The organism is Burkholderia semiarida, assembly GCF_029268935.1.
Taxonomy (GTDB): domain Bacteria; phylum Pseudomonadota; class Gammaproteobacteria; order Burkholderiales; family Burkholderiaceae; genus Burkholderia; species Burkholderia semiarida.
On record NZ_JAHLCL010000003.1, the window covers coordinates 146936 to 172946 of the forward strand.

Below are 26011 nucleotides of genomic sequence, written 5' to 3' on the forward strand. Positions count from 1 at the left end.
CTCGTAGCCGAGCTGCACCAGGTAGTGCTGCGCCTCGCGCAGCGGCTGGTCGAGCCGGTCGCGCACGAATTCCCAGCGCGCGCGCACGCGCTTGAGCAGCTCCAGCGCCTGCTGCACGCGGTCCTCCAGCAGTTCCGCGCTCGGGATCTCGTTCGCGTCGTCGGTCTTGCCGAGCGGCAGGTTGCCGCCACGGAAGAACGCCTCGAGCGCGTCGACCAGCTGCAGCTTGTTCTTCAGCGACAGCTCGATGTTGATCCGCTCGATGCCGTCGGTGTACTCGCCCATCCGGTTCAGCGGGATCACGACGTCCTCGTTGATCTTGAACGCGTTCGTGTGCTTCGCGATCGCCGCCGTGCGGCTGCGGTCCAGCCAGAAGCGCTTGCGCGCCTCCGCGCTGACCGCGACGAAGCCTTCGCCGCTCTTGCCGTTCGCCATCCGGATCACTTCGGACGTCGCGTGCGCGACCGCGTCGGCGTCGTCGCCGACGATGTCGCCGATCAGCACCATCTTCGGGAACGCATTGCGCTTGCTCTTGGTCGCGTAGCCGACCGCGCGCAGGTAGCGCTCGTCGAGGTGCTCGAGGCCCGCGAGGATCGCGCCGCCCTGCTTCGACGTCTCGAACAGGTAGTCCTTGATCTCGACGATGCTCGGGATCGCCTCGCGCGCCTGGCCGAAGAATTCGAGGCAGACGGTGCGCGTGTGCGCGGGCATCTTGTGCAGCACCCAGCGCGCGGACGTGATCAGCCCGTCGCAGCCTTCCTTCTGCACGCCCGGCAGGCCGGCGAGGAACTTGTCGGTGACGTCCTTGCCGAGCCCTTCCTTGCGAAAGCGCCGGCCTTCGATCTCGAGCATCTCGGTCTTCAGCAGCTTCTCGCCCGGCGCATACGCGCCGTCGAACCACTTCAGCTCGAAGCGCGCGACCGCGATGTCGTGGATCTTGCCCTGATTGTGCTCGTGGCGCGTGACTTCGAGCCAGTTGCCGTCCGGGTCGACCATCCGCCACCACGCCAGGTTGTCGAGCGCGGTGCCCCACAGCACGGCCTTCTTGCCGCCCGCGTTCATCGCGACGTTGCCGCCGATGCACGAGGCGTCGAGCGAGGTCGGATCGACCGCGAACACGTAGCCGGCCGCTTCCGCCGCTTCGGTCACGCGGCGCGTGACGACGCCCGCGCCGGAGAAGATCGTCGGCACCTTGTGCGCGACGCCCGGCAGCTCGGTGAGCTCGACCGCGCCGAGCTGTTCGAGCTTCTCGGTGTTGATCACCGCGGAGAACGGCGTGAGCGGCACCGCGCCGCCCGTGTAGCCGGTGCCGCCGCCGCGCGGGATCACGGTCAGGCCGAGCTCGAAGCACGCCTTGATCAGCGCGGCGATCTCGGCTTCGGTGTCGGGCGTCAGCACGACGAACGGGTATTCGACGCGCCAGTCGGTCGCGTCGGTCACGTGCGACACGCGCGACAGCCCGTCGAAGCGGATGTTGTCCTTCTGCGTGCAGCGGCCAAGCGCCTTGGTCGCGCGGCGACGCAGCTCGGCCATCTTGTCGAATTCGTCGGCGAATTCGTCGACCGCGCGCTGCGCTGCCGCTTCCAGCATCTCGACGCGCGATGCGCGTTCGCGGCCGGCGGCGTCGCGGTGCTCGGTGAGATCGGCGCTACGGCGCTTGCCGATTTCGGTCAGGCGGTGGTTCAGCGCCTCGATCAGCAGCGCGCGGCGCTTCGGGTTGTCGAGCAGGTCGTCCTGCAAGTACGGGTTGCGACGCACGACCCAGATGTCGCCGAGCACTTCGTACAGCATCCGTGCGGAACGGCCCGTGCGGCGTTCCGCACGCAGTTCGTCGAGCACCGACCACGCCTCTTCGCCGAGCAGGCGGATCACGATCTCGCGATCCGAGAAGGACGTGTAGTTGTAGGGGATCTCGCGCAAGCGGGGCGCGGGGTCGGCGGCGACGGCGGCGGCCGCGCCATGCGGATCGAAAACTTGTGGTGCGTTCATGTTCGGACGACTCGGAGGGCCGATATCCCGTGCACGGGCGTCGGCAAGCGCGTGGGCGCAATCTTGGGGAAATCTGTTCTGTTACCAGGCGCGCGGCTGTCCTTCATGGGGCCGGAGCGGGCGACTCGCCCCTCCTGGCCGGCGACAGGGCCTGGCGGCACTCGGGACCATCAGCACGATCGCGCGCGGCGCGCATGCCGTTCGGCCGCGGGGCTGGCTGCGCGCGGCGTCGGCTTCAACGGTGCGATCCGAGGGTGCCTCTGCATCTTCCGAATCCTTGATTCAAAACGGAATTCTAACCCATGATCGCGCCGCCCGTGACACGCCGGACAGGTCGTGGGGCTATCGCCACGAGCCGCGCCGGGCGGGGTTCGGCACGATTTCGTGCGACCATTCGCCGTCCGTCCGGTCGGTAACCATGCGGTTAAACCGGTAAAAAGCGGCGCGCGGCGCCCCGCCCGTATGCGCAGGTCACCGCCACGACCGCCCGCCCGGCATGCCGCTTGCGTGCGGGCCGACCCTTGGCGCTATCATTGACCCTTTACCGTCTGCATCCGCACTGCACGCGAGCGCCCATGGCATCCCACGATTACCTGAAGAAAATCCTCACCGCGCGCGTCTACGACGTCGCGATCGAGACGGAACTCGAACCGGCCCGCAATCTGTCGACCCGGCTGCGCAACGCCGTTTACCTGAAGCGCGAGGACAACCAGCCGGTGTTCTCGTTCAAGCTGCGCGGCGCGTACAACAAGATGGCGCACATTCCGGCGGACGCGCTCGCGCGCGGCGTGATTACCGCGTCGGCCGGCAACCACGCGCAGGGCGTCGCGTTCTCGGCGGCGCGGATGGGCATCAAGGCCGTGATCGTCGTGCCGGTCACGACGCCGCAGGTGAAGGTCGATGCGGTGCGCGCGCACGGCGGCCCGAGCGTCGAGGTGATCCAGGCGGGCGAATCGTACAGCGATGCGTACGCGCACGCGGTCAAGGTCCAGCAGGAGCGCGACCTCACGTTCGTCCACCCGTTCGACGATCCGTACGTGATCGCCGGCCAGGGCACGATCGCGATGGAAATCCTGCGCCAGCACCAGGGCCCGATCCACGCGATCTTCGTGCCGATCGGCGGCGGCGGGCTCGCGTCCGGCGTCGCCGCGTACGTGAAGGCGGTGCGCCCCGAGATCAAGGTGATCGGCGTGCAGGCCGAGGATTCGTGCGCGATGGCGCAGTCGCTGGACGCGGGCGAGCGCATCGAGCTGAGCGAGGTCGGCCTGTTCGCGGACGGCACCGCGGTAAAGCTCGTCGGCGAGGAAACCTTCCGGCTGTGCCGCGAATTCCTCGACGGCGTCGTGACGGTCAACACCGACGCGCTGTGCGCGGCGATCAAGGACGTGTTCCAGGACACGCGCAGCGTGCTCGAGCCGTCCGGCGCGCTCGCGGTCGCGGGCGCGAAGCTGTACGCGGAACGCGAAGGCATCGAGAACCAGACGCTCGTCGCGGTCACGTCCGGCGCGAACATGAACTTCGACCGGATGCGCTTCGTCGCCGAGCGCGCCGAGGTCGGCGAGGCGCGCGAGGCCGTGTTCGCGGTCACGATCCCCGAGGAGCGCGGCAGCTTCAAGCGCTTCTGCTCGCTCGTCGGCGATCGCAACGTCACCGAGTTCAACTACCGGATCGCCGATGCGCAGTCCGCGCACATCTTCGTCGGCGTGCAGATCAAGCGCCGCGGCGAATCGGCGGAGATCGCCGCGAACTTCGAGTCGCACGGTTTCAACAGCGTCGACCTGACGCACGACGAGCTGTCGAAGGAACACATCCGCTACATGGTCGGCGGCCGCTCGCCGCTCGCGCTCGACGAGCGCCTGTTCCGCTTCGAATTCCCGGAACGGCCGGGCGCGCTGATGAAGTTCCTGTCGTCGATGGCGCCGGACTGGAACATCAGCCTGTTCCACTACCGCAACCAGGGCGCGGACTACAGCTCGATCCTCGTCGGGCTGCAGGTGCCGCCGGCCGATCGCGCCGAATTCGAACGCTTCCTCGCGGCGCTCGGCTATCCGTACGTCGAAGAGAGCGCCAACCCGGCTTACCGCCTCTTCCTGTCGTAAAGGCTTCGTGCAATGAATCCCGAACATTCCCCGCTCGGCAAGGCCACTGTCTACGCGGCGCAGTACGATGCGTCGCTGCTGTTCCCGATCCCGCGCGCCGGCGCGCGCGAGCAGCTCGGCATCACGTCGGCGCTGCCGTTCTTCGGCACCGACATCTGGAACGCATACGAACTGTCGTGGCTCAACGCGCGCGGCAAGCCGCAGCTCGCGATCGCGACGTTCTACGTGCCGGCCGAATCGCCGAACATCGTCGAATCGAAGTCGTTCAAGCTGTATCTCGGCTCGTTCGCGCAATCCAAGTTCGACTCGGTCGACGCGGTGCGCGACGTGCTCAAGCGCGACGTGTCGGCCGCGTGCGGCGCGAGCGTGTCGGTGCAGCTGGTGTCGCCGCACGATTTCGGCAAGCTCGAGATGGACGAGCTCGACGGGCTGTCGCTCGACCGGCTCGACCTCGACACCGACGTGTACGAACCCGATCCGTCGCTGCTGTCGGCCGCCGACGGCGAGAACGAGGCGCCGGTCGAGGAGACGCTCGTGTCCGACCTGCTGCGCTCGAACTGCCCGGTCACCGGCCAGCCCGACTGGGGCAGCGTGCAGATCCACTACGTCGGGCCGCAGATCGACCATGCGGGCCTGCTGCGCTACATCATCTCGTTCCGCAATCACACGGGCTTTCACGAGCAGTGCGTCGAGCGGATCTTCCTCGACATCCTGCATGCGTGCAAACCGGTGAAGCTGGCGGTGTATGCACGGTATACGCGGCGCGGCGGGCTCGACATCAACCCGTTCCGCACGAATTACAACCAGCCGATGCCCGATAACGCGCGGACGGCGCGGCAGTAAATGAGTCTGTTGGCGGCATCTTGCGGTCCGCCAACCCTCCCAGCTTGCGGAAGGGTGCGTCTCTCTAATTCGGCGCGAACATGGCGGCCCGGCACTTCGGACAATACAGGTAGATTGTTCGACCATCGTGCATGGAAATGAAGCCTCGCCTTGCCTGGTCTATCCTCCATTTCGCCGCGCCACCACCCGCTAGACGCGCTACGCCTTCGGCATAGCAACTCGCGGCATCCAAGTCATGACTGTACGCCCGTTCCGTTACGCGGTTCGCACGCTTGAAAAACGCGCTGACATCCGTCTGCCGAAGAATGAACTGGCGGCACATATCCGCGGTTTCGCCTCCGCTGATGTCGGCCGACCACGCCCCGTTGCTGACGATTTCGACAGACCTCGGCGCAACATGAAGCACTACTCCTCGCAGCGGCGTCTTGTCGGACAACGTGCTCGCAACGGCAGTGCGGTCGAGCACGAGCAGCAACATCAGACTTGCGATCCGCATCACCATTGCACGCTTGCTCGCCGCTGCGTGGCGCTTCCCCGAGTGCCCAATGCGACCGTCATTTCGGCTACGCCGGCAAACCGCCGAAGGTGCGTGCAAAGTTGCTCTCGATATGGGCCAGCAAACGTGTGAGCGTTTCCTGGTCTTCGTACCGATCTGCGAGCGCATCCTCATCGAGCGAATCCGGATCCATGCACTCGATCTGGTCGAGTCGCAAGCGGATCGTTTCCATCAGCACGGCCCATTCGCCCATCAGCAACGGGATGGCCATGTCGCCGCGACCTTGCCGCTGATCACTCATGTTCATTGCAGCATCATCTACGGCTGGCACGTTCATCCTGCCTTTCGCTGCACTTCGACCAATCGCTCGGCATCCCATTTCCTCCCGACCGCCGCACGATGCAGCATCGCGAGCGTAATTGGTTCACGCTCGAGGTGGTGCGGTTTTCGAAGCACCCATCGCCGAAACAGCGAATAGAGCAACCCCTCGCCTTCCATCAAAAAATATCGATGGAAATCGAAGTCGCCGGTATCGACGGCAAACCGCTCAAAAAAGCGCCACATGAAGTCATTGGCTTCGTCGCCGGTTTGACCCAGGTCTTCCCAGAGCCGGGTATGAGCAGCGAGCGGCTTCGATGGACCGAGCCCCACCTCCGACCTCACAAAAGCTTCGATCTCGTCCCAACTCACGTTTTGCATCAAAACACCCTGTCCTCGTTTCTGACGAGGCCGTTGTACCGGGAGGTCGTTCCGTGAACGATCGCGAACACGTCACGCGCAAGCAGCGCCCAACCCACGCCAGGCACGGCACGTCCGACGAACACGCTGAGTTTTCGGGTCAGGATGATCCGAAACGACTTGATACTCTGCAGCGTCACGGTTGGTAAAACCTTCCTGTTCAACTGGTGGCGGAAAATCGATCGAGCCATCACGGATGCGACGGACGTTCCTTTCGTCGCGCCGCCGAATTTCTGCCGCGTCGGCAATACCGGCCAGCCCGCCAGAATCAGGATCACAGCTTCGACATCGTCGATCCCGGCCCGTGCACACGTCTCTTCTACAGCGACGAAAAAGAAAAGCTCGGCGGGTGTGAGATCCGAATGAACGCCGTAGCGGTATGTATTGCTGGTCATGGGGCGACTTCACGAAATCGTTGATCGGGAAGACGACCATACCCAGCAATCCACTTAGTCTGCTCGTTCGAATTTCATGATGCCCGTTGCCAATTACGCGTCCATCACTGTTGTCACCCGCCAGACGGACCTATCGTCTCGCGCTCTCATCGACAGGATTCTATTCAAAGTGTAAAAATTCAGTGCCAAATGCAACAAGGCCGGTGCACGTCCATGCACCGGCCTTGTCGTACAGCTTCCGCCCTCGCGCGTTACTTCACCGGCGGCTTGTACGCGATGCAGTCGACCTCGACCTTGCAGTCGATCACCATGCTCGATTGCACGCACGCGCGTGCCGGCGGGTTCTCGCCGAAGTACGACACGAACACCTTGTTGAACGACGCGAAATCGCGCGCATCGTCGAGCCACACGCCGCAGCGCACGACGTGCTCGAGGCCGTAGCCGGCTTCCTTCAGGATCGCGATCACGTTCTCGATCGCCTGCTTCGACTGCGTGACGATCCCGCCTTCGACGACCTCGCCGTTCACCATCGGCGTCTGGCCCGACACGTACAGCCAGCCGTCGGCCTCGACCGCCCGCGCGAACGGCATCACCTGGCCGCCGGTCCCCTTCGCTTCGCCTACGCCATATCGCTTCATCGTTTCACTCCTCGTGTTGTCGGCCCGAGCCGGCGCTTCAGCGCCTGCTCCTGCCCATGCAACGCACGGTTGCGGGTACGCGCGCCGGCTGCTGCGGCGCGCGGAAGATCGGAATGCGCGCGTTCAGAACGCCGCATCGGCACTGGCCGACACGCGTTCGCCGCGCGCGACGAAACCGCCGGCGCGCTCGCCGGTCGGCTGGCCGTTTTCGTAAGTCAGCACACCGTTCACCCACACGGCATCGATCCCGTGCGCGGGCTGCTGCGGCTTCTCGAACGTCGCGGCGTCGATCACGCTCGCCGGATCGAACAGCACGAGATCGGCGTGATAGCCGACGTGCACCTCGCCGCGCCGAGCGAGCCCGAAGCGGCGCGCGGACAGCGACGTCATCTTGCGGATCGCCTCCTCGAGCGGCAGCAGGCTGGTGTCGCGCACGTAGTGGCCGAGCACGCGCGGGAACGCGCCCCACAGCCGCGGATGCGGCAGCGGATCGTTCGGCAGGCCGTCGGAGCCGACCATCGTCGCCGGATGCGACAGGATCCGGCGCACGTCGTCCTCGGACATGTTGTGGTACACGGCGCCGGCCGGGCGAATGCGCTGCGCGGCCTCCTGCTCGGTCACGCCCCAGTCGGCCGCGATCGCCTTCAGCAGCTTGCCCGCGACTTCCGGATGCGGTTCCGACCACGTGATCGTGATGTCGATGTCGCCCGTCACCTGCTTCAGATCGAGCGTCGACGAGCTGCGGCTGTACGGATAGCAGTCGCAGCCGACCGGCTGGTAGCGGCGCGCGCCTTCGAGCGACGCGAGCACCTCGGTGCTGCGCCCCCAGTTCGACGGGCCCGCGCACTTCAGGTGCGAGATCACGACCGGCACGCGTGCATGACGGCCGACCTGGTACGCCTCTTCCATCGCGTCGAGGATCGCGTCGAACTCGGTGCGCATGTGCGTCGTATACAGCGCGCCGGCTTGGGCGAGCGGTTCGGCGAGCGCCATCACTTCCTCGGTCGGCGCCGCGAACGCCGAGCCGTATGCGAGCCCCGACGACAGGCCGAGCGCACCGTTCGCGAGCGCCTCCTCGAGTTGCGCGCGCATGCCGGCGATCTCGCCGTCGGTCGCCGCGCGGTCGAGGCGGTCCATCTGGTTGTTGCGCAGCGCCGTATGGCCGACGAGCGCCGCAACGTTCACGGCCGGGCGCGCATCGTTCACGGCCGCGACGTAGGCGGCGAAGGTCGGGTACTGGAACGCGCCGCGCTCGCCGAGCAGGTTCATCGGATCGGGCGGGTCGCCCGCGAGCGTCACCGGCGATGCGCTGATCCCGCAGTTGCCGACGATCACGGTCGTCACGCCCTGCGAGATCTTCGGGATCATCTGCGGCGCGCGGATCACGTGCGTGTCGTCGTGGGTGTGCACGTCGACGAAACCCGGCGCGAGCGCGCGGCCGTTCGCGTCGACGACGTTCTCGGCGAGCCAGTTCGACAGGTTGCCGATCGCCGCGATCAGGCCGTTGCGGATCGCGACGTCGCGCGTGACGGGCGGCGCGCCGGTGCCGTCGTACAACTGCGCGCCGACGATCAGCGTATCGGCGGCTTCGGGGTGCGAATGCATGGTCAGTCTCCTACCGGTTGACGGTCTCCGCCGCCGCGGTGCGCGTCGAGCGCGTGCTTGATACGGCGCAGCGATTCCCGGCCCGCATCGCCGAGCCGCAATGCGACGCCGGTGACGAGCACGTCGATCGCCATCATCATCGCGTAGCGCGATGTCGAAGGCTTGTAAATGAAATCGGTTTCGAATGCGACGACGGGGATCAGGTGGTCGGCGAGCTTCGCGAGCGGCGATGCCGGCGCGGTGATCGCGATCAGCTTCGCGCCGTAACGCTTCGCGAGCCGGCAGCTCTCGAGCAGCTCGGGCACGCGTCCGCTCACCGACAACGCGACGACGACGGTGTCGCCCGACAGCGTCGCGGCCACCATCCGCTGCAGCAGGCTGTCCTGGTAGCTCGCGACCGGCCGGCCGAAGCGCACGAGCCGGAAGCGCAGCTCGTCGGCGAGCGCGGTCGAGCCGCCGCCCTGCCCGTACACGTAGGTCATCTTCGCGCCGGCCAGCAGATCGGCCGCCGCGTCGAACGACGTGTTGCGCAGCAGCTGGTGGTTGTGCGCGAGCGCCACGCGGATCTCGTCGTAGACGATCGACGCGGGGTTCGTGTCGTCGGCCGGCGCGTCGTCGGACGGCACCAGGAAGCGCTGGCCGACGGCCGCCGCCTGCGCGACGAGCACCTTCAGCTCGCGCACGTCGCGGCAGCCGACGGCCTTCGCGAAACGCGTGACCGTGGCGACGCTGACCTCCGCGTCGCGCGCGAGCGCGCCGATGCTCGCATGCGCGGCACGCGCCAGATCGGCGAGGATGAACGCGGCGACCTTGCGCTCGGCTTCGCGCAGCTCGGGCGCGCATTCGGCGATCCGCGCGACGATGTCGAGGACCGGCGGAGCGGCCTGAGCCGGATGCGGCTCGGCCGCGGGCGAAGCGGACGGGGAAGCGGGCGTATTCATCGGCGGAAAAGGGGTGAAGCGGGATGTTATTAAATAACATCACCGCGCCGATGCTACTTTCTGTACCATCTGCATGTCAACTTCAGTGCAATGCATAGTGATGATGGAGCGGGATGACATGAAAGTTACAAACTATCAGGAAGCGACGATCGATCCGTTCGGCAAGGGCCTGGGCAATCTGCCGAGCGCGAGCGTGCCGCTCGGCGACGCCGGCCGGCTCGAATGGAACCTGCTCGCGGAAGACGTCAGCCTGCCGGCCGCCGTGCTTTACGAGGATCGCGTCGAGCACAACCTGAACTGGATGCAGGCGTTCGTGCAGAAATACGGCGTCAAGTTCGCGCCGCACGGCAAGACGACGATGGCGCCGCAACTGTTCCGCCGCCAGCTCGACGCCGGCGCGTGGGGCATCACGCTCGCGACCGCGCACCAGACGCAGGCCGCGTATCACGGCGGCGTGCGGCGCGTGCTGCTCGCGAACCAGCTGGTCGGCCGCCAGAACATGACGATCATCGCGGGGCTGCTGTCCGATCCCGATTTCGAATTCTTCTGTCTCGTCGATTCCGCGGAGAGCGTCGACCAGCTCGGCCGCTTCTTCGGCGACGCGAAAAAATCGCTGAACGTGCTGATCGAACTCGGCGTGCCGGGCGGCCGCGCGGGCGTGCGCGATGCCGCGCAGCGCGAGGCCGTGCTCGCCGCGATCGCGCGCTATCCGGACACGCTGAAGCTGGCCGGCATCGAACTCTATGAAGGCGTGCTGAAGGAGGAAGGCGAGATCCGCGCGTTCCTGCAGCAGGCGGTCGCGCTCACGCGCGAGCTGGCCGAAGCCGGCCGCTTCGCGCGCACGCCCGCGATCCTGTCCGGCGCCGGTTCGGCGTGGTACGACGTGGTCGCCGAAGAATTCAGGAAGGCGTCCGATGCGGGCTTCGCGGAAGTCGTGCTGCGTCCGGGCTGCTACCTGACGCACGACGTCGGCATCTACAAGAAGGCGCAGACCGACGTGTTCGCGCGCAACCCGATCGCCCGCTCGATGGGCGAAGGGCTGCTGCCGGCGCTGCAGCTGTGGGCGTACGTGCAGTCGGTGCCGGAGGCCGACCGTGCGATCGTCGCGCTCGGCAAGCGCGATGCGGCGTTCGACGCGGGCCTGCCCGAGCCGGCGCGCCACTTCCGCCCGGGCCGCGACACCGCGCCGCGCGACGTCGCCGCCGCCGAAGGCTGGGCCGTCACCGGGATGATGGACCAGCACGCGTACCTGCAGATCCCGCCGGGCGCGGACGTGAAGGTCGGCGACATGGTCGCGTTCGACATCTCGCACCCGTGCCTGACGTTCGACAAGTGGCGCCAGGTGCTCGTGCTCGATCCGCAGTTCCGCGTGACGGAAGTCGTCGAAACGTTCTTCTGACGCATGCAGCGCGCGGCGCCGCCCTGCCGCTCGCGCGGGGCGGCCGTCACGCGCGCTTCAATCTGCCGGAGTACACTGCGCTTTCGCCCTCGGGCCCGTCGCGGCCGTCATGCACGGCGCGATCGGGCCTTCAACGCTGCTTCTCTGGAGAAAGCCATGGCCGCGAAGAAGATCCTGTTCCTGACCGGCGATTTCGCCGAAGACTACGAAACGATGGTGCCGTTCCAGGCGCTGCAGGCCGTCGGCCATCACGTCGACGCAGTCTGCCCGGGCAAGCGCGCGGGCGACAAGATCAAGACCGCGATCCACGATTTCGAGGGCGACCAGACCTACACCGAGAAGCCCGGCCACAACTTCACGCTGAATGCGGCGTTCGACGACGTCGATGCGGCGCGCTACGACGCGCTCGCGATCGCGGGCGGCCGTGCGCCCGAATATCTGCGACTCGATCCGAAGGTGATCTCGCTCGTGCGCGCGTTCGCCGAAGCCGGCAAGCCGATCGCGGCGATCTGCCACGCGGCGCAACTGCTCGCGGCCGCCGACGTGATCCGCGGCAAGCGCATTTCGGCGTACCCGGCCTGTGCGCCGGAGGTGAAGCTCGCGGGCGGCGAATACGCGGACATCCCGGTCGACGCGGCCGTGACCGACGCGCCGTTCGTCACCGCGCCCGCATGGCCCGCGCATCCGGCCTGGCTCGCGCAGTTCCTCGCGCTGCTCGGCACGCGCATCGAGCTGTGAACGACGCGGGAATGAATCGAAATGATGTGAAGTGAAACGCCGGCCGGCAGCGGGTGCGTACGTGCGCTCGGCCGCGCCGGCCACGATCGGCCGACGGGGGGCGCCCCGCCGCGGCCTGCCCTTCAGTGCGGCGCCGGCGTCGAGCCGACGTCCGCGATCCGCGACTCCAGCATCGCGAGCGCGCCCGACAGCGCGGTCAGCACGTCGTCCGGCAATTGCGCCATCGTCTGGTCGATGAACGCCTTGCGGCGCGGCAGGCACGCTTCGAACGCGGCGCGGCCGTCGGCGGTCAGCGTGACGTTGGTCACGCGGTTGTCGCGTGCATCGGACGCGCGCTCGATCCAGCCGAGCGCGTCGAGCGACTTCAACTGGCGCGTGAGCGCGCCCGGATCGATGCGCAGCACCTCGACGAGCTTCTTCTGCGACGCATGCCCGTCCATCGTGTGCAGCGCGACCATGATGCGCCAGCGCGGCATCGGCTGCCCGACGTGCGTTTCGAATGCGGTCATGAACGCACGATACGTGCGTCCGAATTGCTGCAAGATCGCGACGCGGTCCTGTTCTTCCATGCGCTCAGTTCTGTTCGTTCAATCGATCAATCGGCCGCGACGTGCGGTTCGATCTTGCGCCGCAGCGCGATCGGCGGCACGCGACGGCACTGCCACACCGACACCACGGCGACGACGGCCGCCATCGCGACACCGAGGTGGATCGCGCCGACCAGCGATTCGCGGGCCGCTTCCAGCAGCAGCGCGCCATTATGCCCGGCACGCGTCAACTCCGCGACGAGACCGCCCTGCGCCGCGCGATCGATCAGGATCTGCGGATCGGCGAGCCGCGCGTGCCACTGCATCGCGTGATCGGCCGACAGCGCGCTGCGCACGCCGCCCGAATACATCTGGTTGACGAGCGTGCCCGTGAGCGCGGTACCGAGCATCCCGCCGACCATGCGCAGCGACTGCAGCAGCGCCGTCGCGATGCCGAGATGCTCGCGGCCGGCCGTCTGCTGCGCGAACACGGTGAGGTTCGGCAGCACGAAGCCGAGCCCGATGCCGCCCGCGACCATCAGCGCCATCAGCATCCAGGCCGGCGTCGCGTGGGTCGCCACGACGACGCCCGCACAGGCGACCGCGAACAGCACGAAGCCGACGTGCAGCATCGCGTTCGGGTTGCGGATGCGCGTGATGACGCGGCCGTTCATGATGCTGCCGATCGTGATGAACACGACGAGCGGCGTGATCACGAGCCCCGCCTCCTTCGGCGACATCCCGAAGCCGCCCTGGAACAGCAGCGGCGCGTAGAACAGCAACGAGAACATCGAGAAACCGGCGAGGATCGCGAGCACGAACAGCGCGGACAGCGCGCGGTTGGCGAACATGTCGAACGGCAGGATCGGCTGCGCGCAGCGCTTCTCCCAGTGCCACAAGCCGGCGCCCGCCGCGACCGCGACGACGAGCAGCAGCGACGCCCAGCTCATGACGCCGTACTTCGGCAGCCATTCGACGAACAGTTGCAGCGCGCCGAGCGACAGCGCGATCAGGAGCGCGCCGGGCCAGTCGAGCCGCATCTTGCGATCGTGCTCGACGTGGCGCAGGTGCGGCAGGTAGCGCCACACGAAGAACAGCGACAGGATGCCGATCGGCAGGTTCACGTAGAACACCGAGCGCCAGCCGAACGATTGGGTCAGGAACCCGCCGAGCGACGGCCCGACCGCATTCGCGATGCCGAACGCTGAGCTCATCAGCACCTGCCAGCGCAGCCGCACGACGGAATCGGGAAACAGATCGGGAATGCATGCGAACGCGGTGCCGACCAGCATCCCGCCGCCGATGCCCTGCAACCCGCGCGCGAGCACGAGGGTCAGCATGTCGTTGGCCATCCCGCAGAGCACGGACGCGCCGGTGAACACGACGATCGACGCGATCACGAACGGCTTGCGCCCATAGTAATCGCCGAGCCGGCCGAAAATCGGCACGGTGATCACGGAGCTGAGCAGGTACGAGGTCGCGACCCACGCGTACAGATCGAAGCCGCGCAGTTCGGCGACGATGGTCGGCAGCGCGGTGCCGACGACCGTCTGGTCCAGCGCGACCAGCATGGTGACGAACGAGATCCCGATCATCGCGAGCAGCGATTCGCGGAACGGCAGGACTTGCCCGCTCGAATGGTGGGCGGCAGTATGGACGGCCATTTTTTGTCGATGCAACTTTTGCCGGGTCAAATAATCTCAAAATTCTAGCATGCCGGAGTAATCTAGGCTGGCGATGGTTCAGGGCCGTTCAGGCCAAGGAGAAAGATGGAACCGATTTCAATCAACCCCGCGACGACGCTGTCGCCGGAGGACCGGGACGCGCTGCGGCGCGCGAAGCAGGTGCTGGAAAGCCCGTCGCTGACGATGAAGCTGACGGGCGTGCTCGGCGCGCCGGTCGAGAAGATGATCGCGCGGCTGCCGGACTTCGCGACCGGCAAGATCAACGATGCGACGCAGCTCGCGCTGCGCAAGTGCCTGAACATCGCGCTGCGCACGCTCGGCAAGCCGCAGGCGCCGGACGCCGAGCCCGACAAGCCCAGCAATCTGCTGCACAAGCTCGCGGTCGCGACGACCGGCGCGGCGGGCGGCGCATTCGGCTTTCTCGCGCTGCCGGTCGAGCTGCCGGTGACGACCACGCTGATCTTCCGCTCGGTGTGCGACATCGCGCGCAGCGAGGGGGAGGATCTGACGTCGGTCGATACGCAGCTGCAGTGCCTCGCCGTGCTCGGGATGGGCGGCCACCCGGACAAGCAGGAGGAGGACGCCGATCTCGGCTATTTCGTGCTGCGCGGCGCGCTCGCGCAGGCGATCTCGAAGGCGTCGTCGGACATCACGGCCAAAGGCATCGCCGCGCACAGCTCGGCGGCCGTGTTCAAGCTCGTGCAGACGGTGGCCTCGCGCTTCTCGGTGCAGGTGACCGAACAGATGGCCGCGAAGTCGATCCCGGCGATCGGCGCCGTGCTCGGCGCGACCGTCAACACGCTGTTCATCGACCACTTCCAGCAGATGGCGCACGGCCACTTCACCGTGCGCCGGCTTGAACGCAAGTACGGCCCGGTGGCCGTCCAGGCCGCCTATCAGGCAATCGACGCCTCGCCCGCGCGCTGAGCCGCGCGCTCGAGCGCGACGCGGCGCAGGAACGCGGCCGCGCGGTCGAGCGCGTCGCGCGCCTCCGGCACCATCGGCGCATACAGCTGCCACACGTGCGGCATGTCGGGCCACACCTCGATCTCCACCGCCACGCCGGCCGCCTTCGCCTTGTCCGCGACGCGGCGCGAATCGTCGAGCAGCACCTCGGTGCTGCCGACCTGGATGTACAGCGGCGGCAGGCCGGTGAAATCGGCGTGGAGCGGCGATGCGTACGGATGCGTCGCCGGCGTGTCGCCGAGATACAGCTTCGCGGCCTTCGGCAGCGCCGCGGCCGCGAACATCGGGTCGCGGCCGTCGTTGCTGCGCATCGTGTCGCCGGTGCCGGCCAGATCCGTCCACGGCGAGAACAGGATCGCGCCGGCCGGCAGCGGCTCGCCGCGATCGCGCAGCGCGACGAGCGTCGCGAGCGCGAGGCCGCCGCCCGCCGAATCGCCGCCGAGCACGATCGACTCGGGCGGCGTGCCGAGCGCCAGCAATTGCCGGTATGCGGCGAGCGCATCGTCGAGCGCGGCCGGGAAGCGGTTTTCGGGCGCGAGCCGATAGTCGAGCGAGAACGCGCGCACACCCGCGCGCTTCGTCAGCCCGAACACCAGCGGCCGGTGCGTCTTCGTCGAACAGAAGTAGTAGCCGCCGCCGTGGAAATACAGCAGCGTGCGGCCGGACCCGCGGCCCGTGGCGGTGTCGGTGCGCTCGAGCCATTCGCCGCGCAGCGGCGCGTCGCCGGCGCCGAAGCACGGGCGCAGCCGGTAGCCCGACGGCGGGCGGCGCGGCACGATCATCCGCAGTTCGGTAAAGCGCCGGGCACGCGCGGGGTCGAGCACCTCGCGCGTGGTTTCGGGACGAAACTGCCAGCGCAGCAGCCAGCAGGCGAACTTGCTTTGCCAACTCATCGGACGCACTCCGTCATCGCAATGTGACGATGGTACGGGCGAACGTGCCCGCGTCGCTCGACAGGTGCCTCTACCTCAAACGCCGGCGCTCAGTTCGCCGGCATCACCTGGCCGCGGATCTCGCCGGACGGGTGTTCCTTCGTATGAATGTTGAAGTACCACTTGCCGCTCATCAGGTCGGTGACCTGCGCGTCGGTGAGTTCCTTCGAACCCTTGATCGGGCTCGTCAGCTCGTCCTTCGGAATCGGCACCTGCACGCCGGCGTTCTGGCCGACCGGCGCGGGCCCGTGGAAATGCGCGGCCGTGGCCGGCCCCGTGAGGTGTTCGTAGGTGACCGTCCACTGCAGCATGCGGGTGGCCGTATCGTAGGTGGCGGCGACGGCGCCCGACCCCTTGGTCGCCGTCGGCGGCACTTCGCTCGACGGCTGCAGACTGGCGGACAGGCGCACCGTTTCGGCAGCGGCGCCGCCGGCGGCCAGCACGCCCGCGAACAACGCGACCTGGAGCAAACGCAGCTTGAGCATGGATTCTCCTTGTACGACGTGGACGCCGCCCGGACAGGGGCGGCAGATACGATGGTAGTCGATTGCGGTCGATCCGGGCAGCCTGCCGAAACGTGGAAGAGACCTTTGCAGCAGGCCCCCTGAATCGCGACGCGGCCTTTCGCTACACTTCGTTTCACAGTTGCTTGTTTCCTTCGTCCGAAGGAGTCTGCGAGTATTCACGCGGCCGCCCGGCCGCGTTTTTTTTGCGTGTATCGACCGGCACGCGACATGCCGCACACGAACGTCTTTTTCCGGAATACGAAGCATCACGAATCGCTTTTCATCTCGCGAACGCCGCGATCGAAGCGCATGCCGACGCGCGCCGGGACCCGACCGCGTACCCCGCATGTTGTCACGATACGTGTAATACGTTATTGCGCGAAGCCGGGTCGACACGTGTTTTCCCGCGCAGGAAAATGATCGCGTGTTGTCGTGACTGGAAAGTTGACCGTGCCGGCCCGTCTCCCGATGCCCCGCCCGACCCGCCCCGTTCGCGCCCGCCCGCTGCTGGCGGGACTCTGCTCCGCTGCCGCCCTCTACGGCGCGCCCGCCGACGCGCAGGAATTCTCGCTGTTCACCGGCCCGCTGTGGGGCGGCGGCCAACGCACGTATTCGTGGGCGTTCGATTACCAGGAAGGCTTGAGCCCGCATACCGCGCTCGGCTTCACGTGGTACAACGAAGGGCACATCCCGAATCACCACCGCGATGGCCAGGCCGTGCAGTTCTGGGGCCGCATGCCGCTCGATCGCCGCCGGCTGGTGCTGTCGGCCGGCGCGGGCCCGTATCGCTACTTCGACACGGTGCCGGCCGCCGAAGGCCGCGGTTACTCGAATACGCACGGCTGGGGCGTGCTGATGAGCGTGCGCGCCGCGTACTACACGTCGCACCGCTGGATCGCGCAGCTTCAGGTCAACCGCGCGCAGGTGTTCGGCGGGCCCGACACGACGGCGGTGATGTTCGGCGTCGGCTATCAGCTCGATGCGCCCGACACGCCGGGCCCGCGCGACACCGCGCTGCCGCGCGCGGGCCGGGTCACGCACAACGAAATCACGGCGATGCTCGGCGAGACGATTCTCAACAGCCGCTCGTCGCCGTCGACGCTCGGCGGCAGCCTCGAATACCGGCGCGGCCTCACGCGTTCGATCGACTGGAGCGCGACGTGGATGTACGAAGGCGCGAAGCAGGCCGTCCGACGCAACGGCGTCGCCACCCAGCTGTGGCTCACGCGCGCGTTCCTGAACGACAAGGTCACGCTGGCGGCCGGCGCCGGCGCCTATTTCACCGTCAACCAGCGCAACCGCGAAGGCCAGCCGGGCCCCGGCGACGGCCGCCTCTCCGGCATCGTGTCGATCTCGGCCAGTTACCGGATCTCCGAGCGCTGGCTCACCCGCGTCACGTGGAACCGCGTGGTCACGCGCTACGACCGCGACACCGACGTGATCCAGGCCGGCCTCGGCTACCGGTTCTAGGCGGGCGCACTCGCCGCGCGCGCCGCCCCCGTCACGCGCGGTAGCCCGGATCGATCCGGTCGACGATGCGCTGCAGCGCGTCGAACGCGTCCTGCCCCGCGCCATGCTTCGGATCGAAATTCAGCGAATCGCGCACGCACCCTTCGAGCACGGGCGGCGCAATCGGCAGCGCATCGCCGATCGCATGCGTCGCGACCTGCACCTCGCACGCGCGGTTGAGCAGCCACATCAGCGAAAACGTCTGCGCGAGCGTCGCGCCGATCGTCACGGGCCCATGGTTGCGCAGCAGCAGCACGGGCCGCCCGAGCGCGCTGTCGACGATGCGCCGGCCTTCCTCGAGATGCACGGTGATGCCTTCGAAGTCGTGATACGCGACCTTACCGTACAACTGCGCGGCATAGAAATTCGAGAACGACAGCCCGTCGCGCGAACAGCACACGGCCATCGTCGGCGTCGTGTGCACGTGCATCACGCAGTGCGCATCGGGGAGCGCCGCATGGATCGCACTGTGGAACGTGAACCCGGCCGGATTGATCGGCCAGTCGGAATGACCGATCACATTGCCGTCGATGTCGATCTTCACGAGGTTCGATGCGCACACCTCGCGGTAATGGAGCCCGAACGGATTGATCAGGAAATGCCCGTCCTCGCCCGGCACGCGCAGCGAGATATGGTTGTAGATGAGCTCGGTCCAGCCGAGGTGGTCGAAGATGCGGTAGGCAGCCGCGAGCTGCACCCGCGCCTGCCATTCGGCTTCGGAAAAGCGCGCGGGGCGCGTGAACGGCTGGCTCGGTACACGTTGCATGGGGGAACTCCGGTTGCGCGGGGCGCGCAGCCCCGCGCGAGTGGCGGTGCGCGTCGTCCATCGTCTGCCGGCGCCGCGCAGGGTGCGCATCCCGCACGGGCGGCGGCACGTCGTTCGGCACCGTTCCGGCCCGCATTGCGCGAGCGGTCCGGCGCCCTTCACGATTCACATATCGTTGCGCACACAACCATATCATCTTTCCCCGCGCGCCGGTATCGCGGGTTTTGCCGGAGCCGTTCCCGCCCTTACAACTGATCGTCGACCGGCAGCAGCGTGAAGATGCCCGTCATCACGTTGCGCAGCAGCCCCGCATGCGGGTCGACGTGATAGGTGGTGGTCCGGCCGCCCTCGGTGCCCGTCCATTCGAGCGCGGGCGGGCTGCCGTCGGCCCCCTTCGCGAGCGTGACGCGGTAGCTTTCGTCCGGCTGCGTCACGCGCGCGAAAATCGCCGCGGCCTGCTGCGCGAGCACCGGGCTGTGGATCACGAGCGCGAGCTCGGTGTTCAGGTACGCGGAGCGCGGGTCGAGGTTCAGCGAGCCGATCACGAGAATCTGCCGGTCGATCACGTATGCCTTCGCATGCAGGCTCGCACGCGAGCGCGAGCCGAACAGCCGCGCTGCCTGCTGATCCGGCTGCGACTTGAATTCGTACAGCTCGACGCCGCGCCGCAGCAACGGCACGCGATACGGCGCATAGCCGGCCTGCACCGCGACCGCGTCGGTCGCCGCGAGCGAATTCGTGACGATCGCGACGCGCACGCCGCGCGCGGCCGTCTCGCCGAGGATCTTCACGCCGGCGTCGTGCGGCACGAAGTACGGCGAGAACGCGAGGAATTCCTTGCGCGCGCCGCGCGTGAGCTCGGCCAGGCGCTGCATCGGCGGGCTCACGTACGTGCCGGTCGGCCGCGCGACCTTGGTCGGCGCATCGACCTTGAATTCGGCCGGCGCCCACACGAGTTCGAGTTCGTCGCGCGCGATCTGCCGGGCGAGCGGCGTCGCGTTCAGCGGCTTCGCGTTGTACGGATCGGCATTCTTGCGCCAGTGCTCGCGCAGTTCGTCGCGCATCGCGTCGAGATCCTTCGGATCGAAGGTCTGATGATTGAGCACGCGCAGCGGATAGCTGCTCGCGCTCGCCCAGTACTCGTCGAAGCTCGTCGAGATGTCGTGCGTCACGGGGCCGGCCGCCAGCACGTCGAGATCGCGGAACTGCAGCGTCGGGCTCGCACTGAAGTATTCGTCGCCGAGATTGCGGCCGCCGACGATCGCGAGCTGGTTGTCCGCGATCATCGCCTTGTTGTGCATCCGCCGCGTGAAGCTGTCGATCCGCGTGAAGAAGTTGGCCGTACGCTCGACCATGCCGCGCTGCGATGCGCCGAACGGGTTGAACACGCGGATCTCGATGTTCGAATGCGTATTCAGCGCGGCCATCACGCGGTCGATATCGTCGAAGTTCAGGTCGTCGACCAGCATCCGCACGCGCACGCCGCGATCGGCCGCGTACAGCGCCGCGCCGAGCAGCAGCTTGCCGGTCGTATCCTCGGTCGCGATGTAGTACTGCATGTCGAGCGTCTTCGTCGCCGCACGCGCGAGCGCGATGCGCATCTGCAACGCGGTGGCGCCGTCGGCCAGCAGCCGGAAGCCCGACTGCCCCGGATGCGCGGCCTCCGGCGCGGCCAGCGCATCGCGCAACGGCGTCGCGGTAGCGGCCGGCAACGCGTGGGAGACGGGGCGATCGAGCGAAGTGGCGGGCGGATGCGTCGCGCACGCGGCGAGCGGCAGCAGCGCACAGACGATCAGCGCGCGGGCCTGGCGGCATGCGGCGCGCCACGGCAGCGCGGCCGGTGCGCGCCGGATCAAGGACGTGAGCACGGAAGCTTCCTCGACAGTCGGATCAATGGGCACGTCATTGCCGCGGCGCGCGGCTGACAGGCGGTCCCGATCGATTCTAGTGGGCGCCCGACGAACCGGTCAATTGGGCGGACCGAGCATGCCGCGCCGTTGCTCCATCCCATCTGACGGTGCATCGCACGGTTCGAAATGGCTGCGTACGTAGTCGATATGGTCTGCATCGCGGGTGCGCGCCTCTTGGAGCCGGCGCGTGCGAATCGCCCCGCACACGACCGGGTGCCGCAATGACAGCAACCCGGGTGCCTGCTCGTCCTCCATCGTCATCCCGGCCATGTCGATCCGACGTGCTCGCGCAGCATGCGCGCCACGCCCGTATGTCGATGCACGCACATCGTGTTGCGCGACGCGAGCGCGATCGCCTCGTGCAGCTTCGCGTCGGTCGCGGCTGCGACGGCCGCGTCGCCGTTCGCGTGCGCGGTTTCGAGCGCGCAAGCGGCGGCAGCCAGGCCGAAAAAACAAAACCCCACGCCCGAACAACGAGCGTGGGGTTTTTCATGTCGCTTGCCGATCGCCGGCGCGGACGGCCGGCGATCCGCCGCGCGATCGGCTGCGGAATCAGCTACCTTTCGCGATGCGATCCTCGATGTGCTGCGCACGGCTCGACGAAGACGGGTGCGAGCTCATCATCGAGCTCTGGCCGCCGTCGAGCTTCGCGAGCTTCTGGAACGCGGTGACGAGGCCCTTCTGGCTCATGTTCTTCTGCTTCATCAGGTCGAACGAGTAGTCGTCGGCCGCGCTTTCCTGCGACTGCGAGAACTGCGCGTTGATGAACTTCTCGGTGATGTCGCCGAGCTGCGAGCTCGTCAGCGCCGCCACGCCCGGCGAAGCCGCGCCGGCCGCGGTACGCGCCGCGCTCACCGCATACGCCGTCTGCATCGCCTTCTTCGAGTGGCCGAGTGCGACGTGGCCCATTTCATGGCCGATCACGCCGCGCAGCTCGTCGTCGTTCATCATGTCCATCAGGCCGCTGTACACGCGCACGCAGCCGTTGCCCATCGCCCACGCGTTGACGTCCTTGGTCAGGTAGACCTTGTAGTTGATCTTCTGGCCGTTCAGCGTCATGTCACCGAAGCCCTTCATCACCTTCGTCAGGCGCTTCGCGTACGCGCTGTTCGGCGGCGCGATCTTCGATTCGGCGTCGCTCGCTTTGCACGACTCGTTCGACAGCGCGGCGATGTCGCTGTCCGACAGCGTCGCCGCCTTGTAGAGATTGGTCCCCGCCGACGTCAGGCTGTTCGCGTCAAGGTTCTGTACCCCGCCGCACGCGCTCAACAGAAACGCCACGCCACACGCCGCCACCGCTTTCTTGAGTTGCATCCCGGAATCCCTCGATAGTTGTATTTGGGAGCGGCGATTTTGCATAATCCGGCGGAAAATTACCAGATGTTTACATCACATGACATGTCGATTACTCGGTAGATTGAAAATAAGTGTCAAAACATGGTCGAATTGACGACAAAAAGCGCCGCAATCGTCGCGCTCGGGCGACGGCCGGAACGGAAGCCGGAAACGGTGTCGCTCAGGCCGTCTGGCCGCGGCGGCGCGTCAGGCGGCGGGCGACCAGCATCGGCAGCCTCACCGCGAAGCCGGTGAAAAGACGCAAGTGCATCCACGCGAGCAGCGCGTTGTCGCGACCGTAGTGAAAGTGCGACACGCCGCCTTCGTGCCGGCCGAAATAGCGCACCGGCGCGTCGATGCGGATCGGACGCACGCCGGCCCAGCACAGCCGCACGGCCGCTTCGGGATCGAAGTCGAAGCCGCGCATCCACGGCTGGCGCCGCATGATCGCCGCCAGCGGCGCGACCGGATACACGCGAAAGCCGTACAGCGAATCGCCGATGCCGGCCCAAAGCGTCTCGAGGTCGGCCCACGCGTTCGACAGCCGGCGCCCCTGCACGCGCAACTGCGGCGCGCTCGCGTCGAACTTCGGCACGCCGAGCACCATCGCGTCGGGCGCGGCCTGCGATGCCGCCATGAAAGCGGGAATCAGGTCGGCCGGATGCTGGCCGTCGGAATCCATCGTCAGCACGTGCGTGAAGCCGCTCGCGGCCGCCGCGTCGAGGCCCGCGAGCACCGCGGCGCCCTTGCCGCGATTCTCCGGCAGTACGATCACGCGCAAGCCGGGATCGCGCTCGGCCATCGCCTGCAGCCGTTCGGCGCTGCCGTCGGTGCTGCCGTCGACGACGACCCACACCGGGTTCCACTGCGCGCGTGCATTGCGCACGGTCGTGTCGACCTTGGCGCCCGGGTTGTAGCTCGGAATCAGGACGAGATGGGTGGACGACGCGTGCAGCCTGGACATGGGAACAGCCGATGACGAAGACGGGGATCCGGACAAAAGTGTATGACTTGCCGACGAACGCTCGCACGCGTCGTCGACCTCGGTTGCAGGCCGGGCCGGTTGCCGGATCGCGAGGCTCTCGCGCTTCATGGCAGCCACTCCATCGCATGACCGGCGCTGGCCTCGATCTCGACCAGCAGGTCGTCGCGACACACGTGCGCATGCACGAACAGCGGCCGCACGTGAGAACCGGCCGCATCGCGCAGCACGCGGTCGATCTCGGCCAGCGCCGCGGTGTCGCCGGCGTCGCGCACGTAGACGCGATAGCCGAGGTCGGCGAGCGAGTACGGGCCGTGCCCCTGCCGCGCGGCCTGCTCGAGCACCGCCGCGAGATTCGCGACCGTCTCGCGCGTCTGCGCGACGACGTCGCCGCGATGCACGGTGCGATGCCCGACGATGCTCGCGGTGCCCGATACGAACAGCACCGGCGCCGCATCGCCATCGGCCCATGCGGCGGCGCGTGCGAACGTCGGCGCACGCGGGCCGTACTGCGCCGGATAGTGATACGCGCTGACCTGGCGCGGATTCTCGACGGCATCGGCCGGCGTACGGCTCGCGAGGAAATGAATCGCGAGCGGCGCGGCCGGCGGCGCATCGCCCGCGACCGGCACGACCGAGCCGAGCGCGCATGCGGCCGGCACGCCGCCCGTCAATGCGCGCCGGCACGCATCGAACGCGTGCTGACGGCCGATATTGAACTGACGATAGCGCTCGATCCCGAACTGCACCGCATTGATCGCCGGCACCGTGTTCCAGATCCGCAGCGGATGCGGCATGCCGAGCGTATCGAGCAGGCCGAACAGCGCGCGGTACGCATCGAACGTCGCGCGTTCGAGCGGCGTGCCGCCGTCGCGCGGCGCGTCGTACGCCGCGTCCGTCTCGTGCACGACGAGGCTGCCGAACACGAGCCCAGCCGCTTCGCTGTAGCGGTAGTGCAGCGCACCGCGCCGTTCGCTGCGCAGGTCGTGCGCGTCGCATTGCCAGAGTTCGCAGACGGCATCGCCCGGCGCGACTTCGGCGCCGAGCAGCGCCATCTGCACCGGCGCGACCGGCAAGCCGGGCGCAACATCGGTCAGCATCCGCGCCAGCGCCTGCGCGCACGATTCGTCCGGTGTGCCCGCCGCGCCGATGCATACCGCGCCCAGCGCGCCGGGAAACACGCGATCGAGTGCGTCGCCACGGCCGCGCGCATCGTGCAGCAGCGCGACGAGCCGCGCATCGCTCATCTGGACGAGCCGCAGCGCGCGGTCGCCGCCGTGCGCGAACGGCGCGGCGGCGGGGGACGGCGAACACGGGTGCCGTTCGGCGTCGACTGGTTGCACGGACACTTCGATTTCCTCACTATGGGGGGCGCAGGCCGAACGACGACGCGGCCCTGCACCGCGGTGCATTACGTCAGACCAATGCGGTCAGGCCAACGCGACACGCCGCGTCATGCGAGCCCGCCGTTGACGGACAACACCTGCCCCGTCACATAAGCCGCGGCGTCGGATACCAGATACGCGACCATCGCCGCGACTTCGTCGGGCCGGCCCGCGCGCTGCGCGGGCACGAGCTGCTTGATGCGTTCGGCGGGAAACGCCTGTTCGGCCATCGGCGACGCGATGATGCCGGGCGCCACCGCGTTCACGGTGATGCCGCGCGACGCGAGCTCCAGCGACAGCGACTTCGTCGCGCCGATCAGCCCCGCCTTCGCCGCCGCGTAGTTGGCCTGCCCGCGATTGCCGGTCACGCCGGCCACCGATGCGATGTTGACGATCCGTCCGTGCCGCGTGCGGATCATCGGCAGCAGCAGCGGCTGCGTGACGTTGAAAAAGCCGTTGAGCGTCACGTCGATCACGCTGCGCCACTGCTGGCGCGACATGCCGGCCATCGGCGCGTCGTCGTGGATGCCCGCGTTGTTGACGAGGATCTGCACCGGCGCCTCGTCGATGAACGGCTTCAGCGCGGCGAGCGTCGCGTCGGCATCGGTCACGTCGAACGCGATCGCGTGCGCGGCGCCGCCGGCCGCGACGATCTGCTGCGCGACCGCCTGCGCGTGCGCGAGATGGCGGTTCGCATGCACCCACACTTCATGGCCCGCCTGCGCGAGCGCCGTGCAGATCGCCTGCCCGAGCGCGCCGCTGCCGCCCGTCACGAGCGCCCGCATCGAATGGCTCCGTTCATCGCGTTTTCACCTCGATCGACGCAGCCGCGCATCGTCCGCCGAGCGCCGCCGCGTGCCGTCTTCATCGTTGCGCCGCGCGCTGCGCTACGTCCGTTCGCTACTCCGCTGCGCGACACCGTCACTTCGTGCGATGCGCGGCGACGTAGGCCGCCAGCGCGCCGAGCGTCGCAAAGATCTTTTGGTTGTCCGGATTGTCCGAGCGCAGCTCGAAGCCGTATTGCTTCGAAATCAGCAGCGCGATTTCCAGAATGTCGATGGAGTCGAGCCCGAAACCTTCGCCATACAGCGGCGTGTCGGCCGTCACTGTATCGAGCGAGACGTCTTCGAGATTCAGTTCGCCGATGATCAGCGTGGCGAGCTCTTGTTCCAGTGCGTTCATCATGCGTGCGTGCAGGCGGCCCATGGCAGCGGGAGGCGCCCGGAAACGGCAACCGTCGTGCACGCCCGGCGCGTGCGAATCTCCGTCCCTCCGGCCTCTGCCGGCTTCCCCGCCTGCGTCGTTTGGGGATCGTTTGTAAAAGTTACGCGGATTCTAGACGAAGGGTATCGGGGCGTATACCGCGAATGGTTACAAGACTGGCGAGCCGCCGCCGCGGCCCGTTTCGGCCGCGAATGCACGAGACGCTTGAGCCGCTTTGGATGGAAATGCACCGACCCCGCGAAACCATTCGTCCCGCGCCATACAATCGGTTACAAAAGCCGGTCGCGGCCGCCCCGAACCGGCGCTGCCGCGGCCCTAAAATGGGCGTGCCCGACCACCGGCCCGGACCCGCGTCCCGGCCGCCATTCATACGATGTTTGACGGCCCGACCGCGCGTCCGCCG

At 67.6% G+C, this 26011-nt stretch carries 25 protein-coding genes and 1 pseudogene; 6 read left to right on the forward strand and 20 right to left on the reverse strand.

The genetic code is table 11. The annotated features are described in order from the left end of the window. Positions 1-1989, reverse strand: a 1989-nt coding sequence (locus tag KPB06_RS04435) for a DUF3683 domain-containing protein (RefSeq protein WP_275920425.1), incomplete at its 3' end; no start/stop codon positions are given. Positions 1990-2564: 575 nt separating this feature from the next. Here KPB06_RS04435 and ilvA point away from each other — a divergent pair. Together ilvA and queF are read left to right on the forward strand one after the other, a co-directional pair. Further along, positions 2565-4088 carry a threonine ammonia-lyase, biosynthetic gene (gene ilvA / locus KPB06_RS04440; RefSeq protein WP_059580806.1) on the forward strand — a complete coding sequence of 508 codons (1524 nt, stop codon included), beginning with the start codon at positions 2565-2567 and terminating at the stop codon, positions 4086-4088. A gap of 12 nt (positions 4089-4100) precedes the next feature. Continuing rightward, positions 4101-4931 carry an NADPH-dependent 7-cyano-7-deazaguanine reductase QueF gene (gene queF / locus KPB06_RS04445; protein WP_059580804.1) on the forward strand — a complete coding sequence of 277 codons (831 nt, stop codon included), beginning with the start codon at positions 4101-4103 and terminating at the stop codon, positions 4929-4931. A gap of 64 nt (positions 4932-4995) precedes the next feature. On the opposite strand, the gene KPB06_RS04450 is transcribed toward queF, so the two are convergent. The 7 genes from KPB06_RS04450 to KPB06_RS04480 form a co-directional block, all read right to left on the reverse strand. After that, the gene (locus tag KPB06_RS04450; RefSeq protein WP_104011905.1) at positions 4996-5409 is read right to left on the reverse strand and encodes a hypothetical protein; all 414 of its coding nucleotides are present in this window, start codon (positions 5407-5409) and stop codon (positions 4996-4998) included. An 85-nt stretch (positions 5410-5494) separates the two neighbouring features. Continuing rightward, positions 5495-5764 (reverse strand): hypothetical protein, encoded by a 270-nt coding sequence (locus tag KPB06_RS04455; protein WP_146075165.1) that lies wholly within the window; start codon positions 5762-5764, stop codon positions 5495-5497. Beyond that, positions 5761-6126 (reverse strand): DUF1493 family protein, encoded by a 366-nt coding sequence (locus KPB06_RS04460; protein WP_099316813.1) that lies wholly within the window; start codon positions 6124-6126, stop codon positions 5761-5763. Before KPB06_RS04460 ends, KPB06_RS04455 begins: the two co-directional genes overlap by 4 nt. Further along, complete coding sequence (locus tag KPB06_RS04465) at positions 6126-6560, reverse strand: STM2901 family protein (protein WP_275905567.1); 435 nt, start codon at positions 6558-6560, stop codon at positions 6126-6128. The genes KPB06_RS04460 and KPB06_RS04465 overlap by 1 nt, the downstream gene beginning before the upstream one ends. A 251-nt stretch (positions 6561-6811) precedes the next feature. Further along, positions 6812-7198, reverse strand: coding sequence for a RidA family protein (locus tag KPB06_RS04470; RefSeq protein ID WP_059580793.1), 387 nt, complete (start codon positions 7196-7198; stop codon positions 6812-6814). A 123-nt stretch (positions 7199-7321) separates the two neighbouring features. After that, positions 7322-8803, reverse strand: a complete 1482-nt coding sequence (locus tag KPB06_RS04475) for an N-acyl-D-amino-acid deacylase family protein (protein WP_089465134.1) — start codon at positions 8801-8803, stop codon at positions 7322-7324. Positions 8804-8805: 2 nt separating this feature from the next. Beyond that, positions 8806-9744, reverse strand: coding sequence for a MurR/RpiR family transcriptional regulator (locus KPB06_RS04480; protein WP_226224954.1), 939 nt, complete (start codon positions 9742-9744; stop codon positions 8806-8808). A 118-nt stretch (positions 9745-9862) separates the two neighbouring features. Here KPB06_RS04480 and KPB06_RS04485 point away from each other — a divergent pair, with 118 nt between their 5' ends. After that, complete coding sequence (locus KPB06_RS04485) at positions 9863-11143, forward strand: amino acid deaminase (protein WP_059580786.1); 1281 nt, start codon at positions 9863-9865, stop codon at positions 11141-11143. Positions 11144-11299: 156 nt separating this feature from the next. Then, positions 11300-11881 carry a DJ-1/PfpI family protein gene (locus KPB06_RS04490; protein WP_059580784.1) on the forward strand — a complete coding sequence of 194 codons (582 nt, stop codon included), beginning with the start codon at positions 11300-11302 and terminating at the stop codon, positions 11879-11881. 122 nt (positions 11882-12003) lie between these two features. On the opposite strand, the gene KPB06_RS04495 is transcribed toward KPB06_RS04490, so the two are convergent. Both KPB06_RS04495 and KPB06_RS04500 read right to left on the reverse strand, forming a co-directional pair. After that, the gene (locus KPB06_RS04495; RefSeq protein WP_059580779.1) at positions 12004-12450 is read right to left on the reverse strand and encodes a MarR family winged helix-turn-helix transcriptional regulator; all 447 of its coding nucleotides are present in this window, start codon (positions 12448-12450) and stop codon (positions 12004-12006) included. 26 nt (positions 12451-12476) lie between these two features. Next, positions 12477-14072 carry an MDR family MFS transporter gene (locus KPB06_RS04500; protein ID WP_124659458.1) on the reverse strand — a complete coding sequence of 532 codons (1596 nt, stop codon included), beginning with the start codon at positions 14070-14072 and terminating at the stop codon, positions 12477-12479. A gap of 105 nt (positions 14073-14177) precedes the next feature. Here KPB06_RS04500 and KPB06_RS04505 point away from each other — a divergent pair, with 105 nt between their 5' ends. Continuing rightward, on the forward strand, positions 14178-15020 hold the full coding sequence (locus KPB06_RS04505; protein WP_059580773.1) for an EcsC family protein: 843 nt from the start codon (positions 14178-14180) through the stop codon (positions 15018-15020). Here the strand turns inward: KPB06_RS04505 and KPB06_RS04510 are convergent. Next, on the reverse strand, positions 14990-15952 hold the full coding sequence (locus KPB06_RS04510; RefSeq protein WP_124659457.1) for an alpha/beta hydrolase: 963 nt from the start codon (positions 15950-15952) through the stop codon (positions 14990-14992). The two genes, KPB06_RS04505 and KPB06_RS04510, sit on opposite strands and share 31 nt — an antisense overlap. 89 nt (positions 15953-16041) lie before the next feature. Next, positions 16042-16476: a CHRD domain-containing protein gene (locus KPB06_RS04515; protein ID WP_060966662.1), complete on the reverse strand. Its 435-nt coding sequence runs from the start codon at positions 16474-16476 to the stop codon at positions 16042-16044. Between the two features lie 489 nt (positions 16477-16965). Here KPB06_RS04515 and KPB06_RS04520 point away from each other — a divergent pair, with 489 nt between their 5' ends. Beyond that, a complete protein-coding gene (locus KPB06_RS04520; RefSeq protein ID WP_124659456.1) occupies positions 16966-17967 on the forward strand; it encodes a hypothetical protein in 1002 nt (333 codons plus the stop codon). 31 nt (positions 17968-17998) lie between these two features. Here KPB06_RS04520 and KPB06_RS04525 read toward each other — a convergent pair whose 3' ends face one another. The 8 genes and pseudogenes from KPB06_RS04525 to KPB06_RS04560 all read right to left on the reverse strand — a co-directional run bounded on the left by KPB06_RS04525 (position 17999) and on the right by KPB06_RS04560 (position 25590). Beyond that, positions 17999-18772, reverse strand: coding sequence for a class II aldolase/adducin family protein (locus tag KPB06_RS04525; RefSeq protein WP_124659455.1), 774 nt, complete (start codon positions 18770-18772; stop codon positions 17999-18001). Positions 18773-19017: 245 nt separating this feature from the next. After that, positions 19018-20640, reverse strand: coding sequence for a phospholipase D family protein (locus tag KPB06_RS04530; RefSeq protein WP_275905566.1), 1623 nt, complete (start codon positions 20638-20640; stop codon positions 19018-19020). Between the two features lie 99 nt (positions 20641-20739). Then, positions 20740-21104, reverse strand: a pseudogene (locus KPB06_RS04535) (hypothetical protein); the annotation flags it as partial. A 130-nt stretch (positions 21105-21234) separates the two neighbouring features. Beyond that, positions 21235-21996: a metalloprotease LoiP gene (loiP, locus tag KPB06_RS04540; RefSeq protein WP_059637939.1), complete on the reverse strand. Its 762-nt coding sequence runs from the start codon at positions 21994-21996 to the stop codon at positions 21235-21237. Between the two features lie 202 nt (positions 21997-22198). Further along, entirely contained in the window at positions 22199-22981 is a 783-nt protein-coding gene (locus KPB06_RS04545) for a glycosyltransferase family 2 protein (RefSeq protein WP_059580754.1), read from the reverse strand. Positions 22982-23106: 125 nt separating this feature from the next. After that, a complete protein-coding gene (locus tag KPB06_RS04550) occupies positions 23107-24348 on the reverse strand; it encodes a chorismate transformation FkbO/Hyg5 family protein (RefSeq protein WP_275905565.1) in 1242 nt (413 codons plus the stop codon). 104 nt (positions 24349-24452) lie between these two features. Then, on the reverse strand, positions 24453-25169 hold the full coding sequence (fabG, locus tag KPB06_RS04555; protein WP_060966656.1) for a 3-oxoacyl-ACP reductase FabG: 717 nt from the start codon (positions 25167-25169) through the stop codon (positions 24453-24455). Positions 25170-25305: 136 nt separating this feature from the next. Further along, positions 25306-25590 carry a phosphopantetheine-binding protein gene (locus KPB06_RS04560; RefSeq protein WP_081066508.1) on the reverse strand — a complete coding sequence of 95 codons (285 nt, stop codon included), beginning with the start codon at positions 25588-25590 and terminating at the stop codon, positions 25306-25308. Positions 25591-26011 lie beyond the last annotated feature (421 nt).